The following is a 2,468-nucleotide window of genomic DNA, read 5'->3' as shown; positions in this document are numbered from 1 at the left end:
GTGGCGGGAGCGGGAGGAGGCGTCGGTGCGGGAGCAGGGGCGTCGTCCACGGACACACCGTGGTCCGTCACCAGGGCGGCGAAGCCACCCGCGTAACCCTGCCCGACGGCTCGCACCTTCCAGCTGCCCTGACGGCGGTAGATCTCCAGCGCGATCACGATCGACTCCGAGCTCAAGCCATCGATCGTGTACTCGTACAACACATTTCCGCTTGCGTCGCTCACCCGCGCGACGGGAGCGGCGGATCGACCGAAGTTGCTCGACGCGTCGTCGAGGGTGATGACAGCGCGGATCTGCTCGATGTCGGCGGGAACTGCGGCGAGCGACACGGCGAGCCGGGCCGGTCCGCCCTGGCCGGGCTCGAGACGTACGCCGGGGCCGGTGGGCTGGTTGAAGAACACGAAATCGGCGTCGGTGCGCACTTTTCCGGCGTCGGTGACCAGTAGCGCGGACAGGTCCGCGGGTACGGCCAGCGAGATGGAGACGACGACGTCACCGACGGTGAGGGGGCCGTTCTGACCCTTGGACAACGGTTGACCGGCCGGAGCAGACAATGTGGTGGACTCTCTCTCGTAGTGCTGGTTACCGTCATCCAATGTACTTGTTCGATTTGTCCGGCTGGTGCGGCTGCGCTTCGGTGGACGTCAGATCTGGCGCAGCGTGAACAGGTCGCCGGGTGTGCAGCCGAGCACGCGGCACACGGCGGTGAGCGTCGAGAACCGGATGGCCTTGGCGCGGTCGTTCTTGAGCACCGACAGATTGACGACGCTGACTCCGGCCAGACGCGACAGCTCGGCGAGCGTCATGCCGCGGGCGTCGAGAATTTCGCCCAGATGGCAGACGACCAGATGGTCGACGAACTCCTCCGCCATCAGACCAGCCCATCGGCATCGCGAGCGAGCTTGGACCCCTGACGGAGCACCGCATAGACGAATTGCAGAACGATCGCGACGATCACGGCCAGCCAGAACGCACCCAGGCCGCGCGCAGTATCGGTGAACTCGGTTGTCTCGAGTGCGCCCTGGACCGCGTTGGTACTCATCACTCGAAGTCCTCCGGTGATGACCGGGTACAAGACCAGGCAGACAGCGACCGCGACCAGGTCGATGCTGGCACCGACGCTGAACGGGGTTTCCTTGATGACATTGTCGAAGAATCGGTACGCGAAGAAGATCCCCACCAGGATGATGATTCCGCCGGCCACGATCTCGCCGTACCTCATGAAGTCGATCATCCCGATGAGTCGCTGGACGTCACTTTTGGCGACGCTGAGCTCGATGACATTCCCTGGCTGCAACTGTCCGCCGAACAGGTCGAGAGTCGGCGAGTCCTCCCTGGGCGTGACGGTGGCGCTGACGTAGTCCGAGGAGTGGTAGTCCCACACCCTCCATCCCGACCACACCACCGCGATTCCCGCGTAGAACGCCATCGCCCATTTGTTGGCTCGTGCGGAGCCCAGTCCATATGCCATCCCGCCGCCTCCATATCGATAGTCGATAACAACGAATATCGATAACCTATCGAAAATCGATACGGTGTCAAGGGCGGACCGTCATCGCCTCAGCGCGACCGCCACGTGCCCTTCGATCTCCGACGCCAGTCCGGCAGTATCGGCGGGCGCGATGTCGATCGACTTCGCGGAGTGCACGATGTACCGGCCGTCCCGCTCGAAGTCCATCCAGAAGAACGAGACGGCATCGGTGTCCCGGCGGTTGTCGTAGGTCTTGCCGCGCGCGACGATGATCTCGCCCACTGCAGATCGTGGGCGGTCGAAGAACGACCGGAACTGCTCGTCCGCTGTCGCCCCTCTTGTTGCCGTGGACAGATGCGATCCACCCGATGTCGCTGCAGCCATCGCGCGTTCGAGTCGCTCGGCCGGTCGGTGGCCTGCAGTGATGTTCGGCAGGGATCCGAGAACTACGGCGGGGGCACGGTCCGGGCCGGTCAGTTCGATGGTGACGGCACCGCCGGAGGAGGCGTCGGGCCCCGGTTGCTGAGTGAGCACCGCGGCCGCGTCGTGGCGAATCGCTGCGTGGCTGCGCATGATTCCGTAACGGGAATCGGTTGTCTCGCCGCGACATTCGATGCGAACGATCGGGTCGACGACGGTCCGAACAGCTGCCCCGAGTTTCTCGTCCATCATCGCGTCGATCCTCGCCGACGCCTCCAGCCGCAGTTGCCGCAGTTCGTCCACGGTATCGACGTCGATGGTGACCGCCAGGGGATACGGCAGTCGGTCGCGTCCGAATCGACTGCACAGCATCATGAAATCGATACCGGGCATGGTCCAGGTCATCATCGTCAGCCGCCGAGTACCGGAGGTGCAACCAGAGGTAGATCGCCGATCAGTTCGCTGCCGTTGCTCACGTCGACGAGGTAACCGGGAGTTGCGTGTTCGCCGTCGTTGTCGCCGGCTCCCCGCGCGCCTGCTGCGCCCATGGCGCCCATTCCCGGCATGCCGTGCGCTC

Annotated in this window: 4 protein-coding genes; all 4 read right to left on the bottom strand. The window is 64.5% G+C overall.

Translation table 11 applies throughout. The features are described from left to right. A partial coding sequence (locus tag RHBS_RS26895; RefSeq protein WP_145977636.1) for a TerD family protein occupies nt 1-530 on the bottom strand: 530 nt, incomplete at its 3' end. Nucleotides 531-644: 114 nt separating this feature from the next. Then, on the bottom strand, nt 645-872 hold the full coding sequence (locus RHBS_RS26890) for a helix-turn-helix transcriptional regulator (RefSeq protein ID WP_032378705.1): 228 nt from the start codon (nt 870-872) through the stop codon (nt 645-647). Beyond that, nucleotides 872-1,471: a DUF2975 domain-containing protein gene (locus tag RHBS_RS26885; protein ID WP_237669812.1), complete on the bottom strand. Its 600-nt coding sequence runs from the start codon at nt 1,469-1,471 to the stop codon at nt 872-874. The genes RHBS_RS26890 and RHBS_RS26885 overlap by 1 nt, the downstream gene beginning before the upstream one ends. A gap of 81 nt (nt 1,472-1,552) precedes the next feature. Next, a complete protein-coding gene (locus tag RHBS_RS26880; RefSeq protein WP_183130313.1) occupies nt 1,553-2,284 on the bottom strand; it encodes an ESX secretion-associated protein EspG in 732 nt (243 codons plus the stop codon). Nucleotides 2,285-2,468: the final 184 nt, after the last annotated feature.

The organism is Rhodococcus sp. BS-15 (assembly GCF_000813105.1).
In the GTDB taxonomy this organism is placed as follows: domain Bacteria; phylum Actinomycetota; class Actinomycetes; order Mycobacteriales; family Mycobacteriaceae; genus Rhodococcoides.
Note: the sequence above shows the minus strand (reverse complement) of the source record. Positions and strands in the feature narration are given on the sequence as shown.